General features: G+C 67.7%; 4 protein-coding genes and 1 pseudogene. All 5 read right to left on the bottom strand.

Going from position 1 to position 6,762, the window contains the following annotated elements:
- Positions 1 to 887 (bottom strand): annotated as a pseudogene (locus VIB55_RS17860) (cupin domain-containing protein); the annotation flags it as partial.
- Between the two features lie 43 nt (positions 888 to 930).
- Positions 931 to 2,079, bottom strand: coding sequence for a hypothetical protein (locus VIB55_RS17855; protein ID WP_331878023.1), 1,149 nt, complete (start codon positions 2,077 to 2,079; stop codon positions 931 to 933).
- Between the two features lie 24 nt (positions 2,080 to 2,103).
- Positions 2,104 to 3,951: a GMC family oxidoreductase gene (locus VIB55_RS17850; RefSeq protein WP_331878022.1), complete on the bottom strand. Its 1,848-nt coding sequence runs from the start codon at positions 3,949 to 3,951 to the stop codon at positions 2,104 to 2,106.
- A gap of 50 nt (positions 3,952 to 4,001) precedes the next feature.
- The gene (locus VIB55_RS17845) at positions 4,002 to 5,057 is read right to left on the bottom strand and encodes a hypothetical protein (RefSeq protein WP_331878021.1); all 1,056 of its coding nucleotides are present in this window, start codon (positions 5,055 to 5,057) and stop codon (positions 4,002 to 4,004) included.
- 497 nt (positions 5,058 to 5,554) lie between these two features.
- Entirely contained in the window at positions 5,555 to 6,694 is a 1,140-nt protein-coding gene (locus VIB55_RS17840) for a phosphatidylserine decarboxylase (RefSeq protein WP_331878020.1), read from the bottom strand.
- Positions 6,695 to 6,762: the final 68 nt, after the last annotated feature.

The following is a 6,762-nucleotide window of genomic DNA, read 5'->3' as shown; positions in this document are numbered from 1 at the left end:
CTCAGGTAGCTGTTCCATCCCCGCAGCGTCATGTTGAACTCGTACTGGTAGTTGGCGCCGCCCAGCGAGTCCCAGGTGCGTTCGGCGTCGTCGGCCCACGCCACCTCCACGTGCAGCGGGAGCAGCGGGTGCATGGCGTGGCCGGGCGCCACCTCGAGCACGTTCCTGCCGTCCAGTCCGTCGCGCTGGAAGTCGGCCCAGGTGCCCTGCACCAGGTCGGGACGGCACACCAGCTCGCCGCGCTGCAGCGCGCCGCGCCCCTTGTCGCCCAGCAGCTTGTCGAGGTCACTTCCGGGGTACCCCCAGATCTCCAGCTCGTAGCGAGCGGTGGCGTCGTTGTAGGGTACGCGCAGCGCGCTGGCGGTGGCCGTCCCCGCCACCCGCAGCCACACCCTGATGCTCTCGCCCAGAGGCCGCCCCGCCGCCGCGCCCAGCGGCGAGTCCGGGTCGCCGCTGTACGACAGCTTCAGGAACGGGCCCGTCCAGTCGCCCGCGCTCACCCAGCCGCGCGACAGGTAGGCGTCGGTGGTCACGAAGCTGGCGATGTTCTGCTTCTGGAAGTCGGTCTTGTCGTCCTGCCGGCGCGGATCGGTCACTTGGTAGCCGGCGCCCTGCGGTCCGTACAGCTCCAGGTGCGAAAACGGAATCAGCATCTGCAGCGACGCGTCGAGGTACAGCTCGCGCTCCGCCGACAGGTGGCTCTGGGCCGCCAGGTCCAGCAGCCGCAGCAGCGGGTTGGCGCGGTTGTAGTTGGGCGTGGTGCCGGGGGGCACCACCCGTACGTCGTCGGAGGCGATGATCCCGCCCGCCGGCCTGGGGGCGGGGGCGCCCGGCAGCACCGGGCTGATCGTGAGGTTCAGCGGCACATTGTCGTCGACGAGTTGCATGGCGCGCTCGCGGGCTCGGCGTGGTCGGGGATGAGAGGACGGGTCATGCGGTGTGGTAGCCGAAGGCCACGAACTTCAGCGGCTCGCCCCCCGGGTTGCAGCGGATGCCGTGCATCCCGCCGCTCTTGGTGTAGATCACCTTGCCGGCGCTCACCGGCAGCTCCTTCATGCGCCGCGTGCCGATGCCGTAGATCTGCTTCTGCACCGTCTTGAAGTCGGTGTCGCTGATGTCCGGATCGTCGCCGTAGCCCATGTAGGCGATCCCCTCGCCCGACACGATGTAGTACAGCTCCTCGGAGCCGATGTGGCGGTGCGAGCCCTCGTACGAGCCGGGAGTCACCGTCACCTCGTGGAAGTAGACCAGGGTGGCGCCCATCTCGCGCTGCAGCAGCCAGCGCATCTCCACGATGTTGTCGTCGCCCCGCTCCGGGTTGTCGGGGTCCATCATGGCGTTGCGGTAGCGTACGGGCTCCACGTCGTGCGCGTCCAGGAACCACCCGCGCTGGAAGTCCAGCGTGTAGTCCTTGTCGTACACGGTGTTCTCGTCGGAGCTGGGCTCCGGGTTGCGCGGCTCCTGGTGCGAGCGCGCGTAGTCGTTGTCCCACTCGGCGTCGGCGTCGTCGATGCGGTACCCGTACGGCTCGTTCACCACGTTCTCGCGCAGCGACAGGTTCACCACCTTCAGCGGCTTCAGCTCGGCCAGCGCCTCGTCGAAGGCGGCCACGCGGGTGATGCTCCCGTCGCGGCCGATCATCGACCCCACCCGGAAGTCGTGCGACTGCCCGGGAAGCGGCTCCACCGTGCGCCAGAGCTCCACCCGGTACGCGTCGATCTTGCGGCTGTACGTCAGGGTGACCGTGGCGTCTACCGGGGTGCTCCCGGTGGGCGCCAGCTGCACCCAGGCACGCAGCTTCGAGCCCACGAAGCGCCCCTTGGCCCGCACCACCTCGATCAGCCGGCTGGAGCGGTACTCGATGCGCACGAAGTTGGTGAGGAAGCGGCCGTCCATGTACACCTCGCCCTTCATCACGTTGATGTCGTGCTTGCCGCGCACCTCGCGCACGTTGTAGCGGTAGCGCGGGCTGGCGGTGGCGTCGAGCGCCGCTTCGTGGTAGATGCGGTCGGGGTAGAAGACGACCTTGAAGATCTCGTTCTCGGGGCTGGTGGCAATGTCATTGAAGACTCTGTCCATGGTTCTCCCGGGCGCGGGGCGCGGTTAGATGGCCTTGAGGAGCGCGTCGGCGACGCGGAACGAGTTGGCTTCGATGGTGTGCGTGGGGTTGCCGCTCCCCGAGGTAGGCATGAAGGCGCCGTCGGTCACGTACAGGTTGTCGAAGCTCCAGGCGCGGCAGTCGGGGTCCAGCACCGAGTCGTCGGGCCGGGTGCCGAAGCGCGCGCCGCCCAGCACGTGGTTGGCGATGCGCACCAGCCCGTTGGGCGCCTGGTAGCTGCCGCCCTGCCCCAGGATGGGCCAGTTGAGCGTCTTGGGCGCGCAGCCGAAGCGCAGCACGTCGCCGCACTGCTGGGCCAGGTGGTTCATCAGGTGGATGTCGTGCGAATGCCACCCCTTCTCGATGTACGCCACCGGACGGTTCCACTTGTCGCGGATGGTGGGGTGCAGGAGGATGCGGTTGCCGCGCTGCGGCACCTGGTTGGCCATGAACGTGATGGAGAGCTTGCGCCCCAGCGTCATGTCCAGGTGCTCGATGAGCTTCTGCCCCTTGAGCGCCGGGTCCTGCGTAAGCCCCTGCCACAGGTTGTCCAGGTCCATGTCGCCGATGGTGCGGAACAGCGACAGGGGGAGGGCGGAGTCGGAGGTGTTGTTGTACAGGGTGGCGCCGGCCCACAAGCCCTCGGCCTTCAGGAAGGCGTCGTCGTTGCAGCAGTCGGTGGCCCAGTCGGCGTCCAGCGCCTTGGACTTGTCGGAGCGGTCGGGGGTGAGCGCGGCGGCGCCGCCGAAGGCGTGCGTCAGGAAGTACGCCCCCAGCAGGTCGTTCTGGTGGATGCGCCGGTCGAAGTTGGCGTCGAGCAGCGCCGAAAGCTTGAGCAGCCGCACCGACTCGATCGCCGAGCAGGCCACCACCACCACCTTGCCGCTCACCGTCCGCGGCTGGCCGCCGGGGTCCAGGAAGTGGACCTCGGTCACGCGGCTGTTGTCGCTGGACAGGTGGGTTACGGTGCAGTTGGGGTAGATGGCGAAGTTGGGCAGCTCCTGCAGCGGGCTCAGCAGCGACACCCAGGTGCTGGACTTGAGCCCCAGCGGGTCGCCGTAGCGGTTCACGTAGCTGGTCTTGGCCGTTTCCGGGTCCTTGGGAACGGTGCGCCCGCTGGGCGTGTGGTCCCTGGTGATCACCGCCAGCGGCGTGCGGTACGGCTCCACCGGCTGCGCCCGGCCGATGCGCCCGGCGATCTGCCGCCCCAGGATCTCCATCCCCTCCCTGGCGTAGCGGCTGATGGGGTTGGGGGCCAGCGGCGGGTGGTAGCTGTCCTCGCTGAACGGCTTGAGCTGGTTGGCGACGGTGCCGTTCAGCCCCACCAGCTGCTCGGTCTTCACGTAGTACGGCTCCAGCGCGTCGTAGTCCACCGCCCAGTCGCGCGACTCGCGCTCCACGTCGCCGCCGGGGTCGGCGGGAAGGGTGCGGCCGGCGTTGAACGTCTGCAGCTTCAGGTCGGTGGGGGTAAAGCGGAACGAGACGCCGCCGTACAGGTTGGTGCCCCCGCCCACGAGCTGCGCGGTGTACCCCTCGATGGTCGCGCGGTCCTGCCCCGAGCCGTCGCGGTACACGTGCGGCTCGTCGTTCAGGTCGGGCTCGGCGTGGCTGGAGAAGTAGGGCTGGCCGCGGTTGGCCACGTTCTCCACCTCGATGATCTTTTCGGGGCCGTCGGAGATCAGCTCGTCGCGCTTGAAGGTGCTTCGCTTGCCCGGCACCTGGTACTGCGGCCTGATCAGCGGTCCTTTTTCCAGCACCAGCACCGACTTTCCCGCCCGGGCCAGTTCGTGGGCGATGGGCGCCCCGCCGGCCCCGCTGCCGATGATCACCGCGTCGAATGTCTGTTGCGCCATGGAAGGCTTCCGGGTTTCTGAAAGGTGGGGTTTTCGGATGGTGGCGGTGCTCAGGCGTGGTAGTCCACGTTCACGCCCAGCGGAGGCTCGAGCGCGGCGCTCCAGTCGAACAGGGTGTTGCCGTCCGGGTCGCGGTAGCGGTCCTGCAGGTACACCCAGCCGAACCCCGCCAGGTTGCCCCCGTAGCGCGGGTGGCTGAACACGCCGGTGATGGTGTGGCGCCGCAGCACCTGCAGAAAGTAGAAGGGGTTGCCGTAGCGCGAGGTGTCCCACCCGGCCACCTGGTTGCCCGCCATCTCGTCGTACAGCTGGGTGATCAGCTGCTCCGACACCTCCCACGACTCCACGTACGGGTTCCGCTGCCGCAGCACCTGGTCGATCAGCTCCAGGCAGATCTTGTAGTCGATCAGGTGGTGGCTCTCCTCGCGGGCCACCACGTTGTCGATGTAGTTCACGCTCCCCACCGAAACGTCCATCTCGTACACGCGCATCCCGTTCTTCTGCGTGGGGTTCAGCCCGTTGTAGAACTGGTTCAGGAACGTTTCCGAGTCCTGCGTCCGGAAGGGAAGGATGTGCGAGCTCAGGCGGTACAGCAGGCGCAGCTCCCAGGTTTCGAACGAGGTGGGCGGCGTGTAGTAGTCCGTGAAGAAGGTGGACCAGGTGCGTCCGTTGGGCAGCGTGAGCCGCTGCGGGTTCACCGGGTCCAGGACGCTCTGCCCGTCCACCACGAAGCGGTAGCGGTAGCGCCGCTCCACCGGCAGGACCAGGGTCACCGCGCGGTAGGGAGTGGGCTCGCCCAAGAACTGGACGGGCGGCATGGGAATGGGCTCGGTCAGCTTGCCGAAGGTGCCGATCACCGAGACCTGGGCCCGCGGATCGTCCTGGGCGACGTACACCAGGGTGACGGTGTTCTGCCCCTCGTAGATGTCGGCGATGCTTCCCGGCTCGCCGTAGGTTTCCACGATGGGAAAGCGCCACGGCTCCGAGACGCGCGTGAGGCTCTGGTTGGGAGTGGACGAGTCGGTGAAGCGGTCACCGCGCGCCAGGTACTTGGCGCAGTAGTTCAGGATCTCCACCGGATCCTTGTCGATGATCTGGGCGTCCATGCGGCGTCTTTCCTTGGGCTCTGCGGGGAAAGGTGCCGGCTGCGTTGAGCCGGAAGGGGGGCGTGCGCGGGGCGGTCTACGGGGCAGGTTTCATGAAGCGCATCCCGGGATGAAAGGTGCAGGCGCGGAAACGAACCGATCGGCGCGAAGCACGCGCCCAGGCTCCGCTGGGGGAATGGGAGGGCCGAAACCCCGTGCCGGAGCTCCGCGGGCCACCGCCGATGCCGGGACCCGCGGGAGGGGACGCGTACTCCTCACAGACGCGGGTCCACGCCGATCGTACGGCGGCGTGCTCTCTTTTTACGTCGTGCGATGTTCGTGCCCCGGGTGATACACGAAGTGTCGCAGATCGCCCGGTGCAGACGGTCGCCAGAGCCGAGCCGGGGCACGCGGATCGCTCCGCAAGACCATCGTTCGAGATGGCCAGGCTCCAGCTCCCCGCGAAACGAGCCGGGCGCGGGGAGGGCCCCCGCGCCCGGCCGGACCAGGACGCACGTTCAGCCTACCGGGTACGCCTGGGCGATGCGGGTTCCCATCTTGTAGTGGATCCCCTGCTGGGCGGTGAACGACACGTTGCTGCGGCTTTCGAACAGCACGATGATGTCGCTTCCGCCGAACTGGAAGTACGAGATTTCCTCGCCCTTGCGCAGCGTAACGCCGACCTCGGCGGTGACCACCACCGACGAAACCTGCGCCATCCCGATCGGGAGCACCGCCACCAGGCCGATCGGGGTGTCGAGCACGACGAGCCCGCGGGCCTGCGCGAACTGGTAGCCCGGGTTGTCGGGCGCGTCGAAGGTCCGCCGCATCCGCAGGCGGTGATGCCCGTCGGCGCTGCCGTCCACCGGCTGCGCGTCTACCTCCAGGTACACCTGCCCCGGAATCACCCGCGCCTCCACCACCGTTCCGCCTACGGGCGCGTGCTGCCGGTGGTAGTCGGTGGTGTTCAGGAACGCGTGCATGAACTGCCCGTTGACGAAGCGGTCGCGGAACGGGCTTCCCTCCATCAGCTCGCGGATCTGCCAGTGCAGGTTCTTCACCGTCACGCCGGAGTTGGGAAGGATCTCCCACTGGCCCCCGAAGGTGCTGTCCGCCGGCGAAACGACCACGTGCGGGTCGCTCACGGCGGCCACGGGCCGGTACCCCGGCTTGAAGTTGCGGGCGAAGAACTCGTTGAACGTCTTCCACCCGCCGCGCGGCTCCAGGTACTCGTCCATGTTGTAGACGGGCGAGTCACGGAAGGTCTGGAGCGATTCGGGTGTCAGCGACTCCGGGGTGTCGAGGAACGCCCCCATTGCGCGTGCATACCTGACCATCCACGCCGAAAGCGGTGTGAGCGGCTGCGCGCTGTCGTGCGGAATCACCCGGTTCTGCAGGCCCAGAACGGGCCGCTGGTCGAGGATGAAGTAGAACTTGCAGATGTGGTCGTAGACTTCCTTGCCCGAGTGGTTCTCGCGGGGCACCCACCGCACCAGGCCGTCGATGTAGCCCAGGTAGTCGTCCAGGTTGTGGATGTCGTCCAGCTCGGGGATGTTCCGGCGGCGCGCGTTCCGGATGGCCTGCTCGAATTCATCCGTCCAGCCGTGCGACTGGATGAGGTCCACGAGTTCCTGCACGATGGGTTGATACTGAGCCATGATCCGGTCCTCACATTGATGGGGAAAGAAGAAAGCGGGGAATGTTCACCAGCGGGACGACAGCAGCA

The organism is Longimicrobium sp. (assembly GCF_036554565.1).
Taxonomy (GTDB): Bacteria; Gemmatimonadota; Gemmatimonadetes; order Longimicrobiales; family Longimicrobiaceae; genus Longimicrobium.
The sequence above is the reverse complement of the archived record's forward strand: the minus strand, read 5'-3'. Positions and strand labels throughout refer to the sequence as shown.

What these genes read in the sequence shown, in the direction of transcription:
- VIB55_RS17850 (WP_331878022.1), bottom strand. Translation starts at nt 3,951, where the DNA reads ATGGCGCAACAGACATTCGACGCGGTGATCATCGGCAGCGGGGCCGGC.
- VIB55_RS17855 (WP_331878023.1), bottom strand. Translation starts at nt 2,079, where the DNA reads ATGGACAGAGTCTTCAATGACATTGCCACCAGCCCCGAGAACGAGATC.
- VIB55_RS17840 (WP_331878020.1), bottom strand. Translation starts at nt 6,694, where the DNA reads ATGGCTCAGTATCAACCCATCGTGCAGGAACTCGTGGACCTCATCCAG.
- VIB55_RS17845 (WP_331878021.1), bottom strand. Translation starts at nt 5,057, where the DNA reads ATGGACGCCCAGATCATCGACAAGGATCCGGTGGAGATCCTGAACTAC.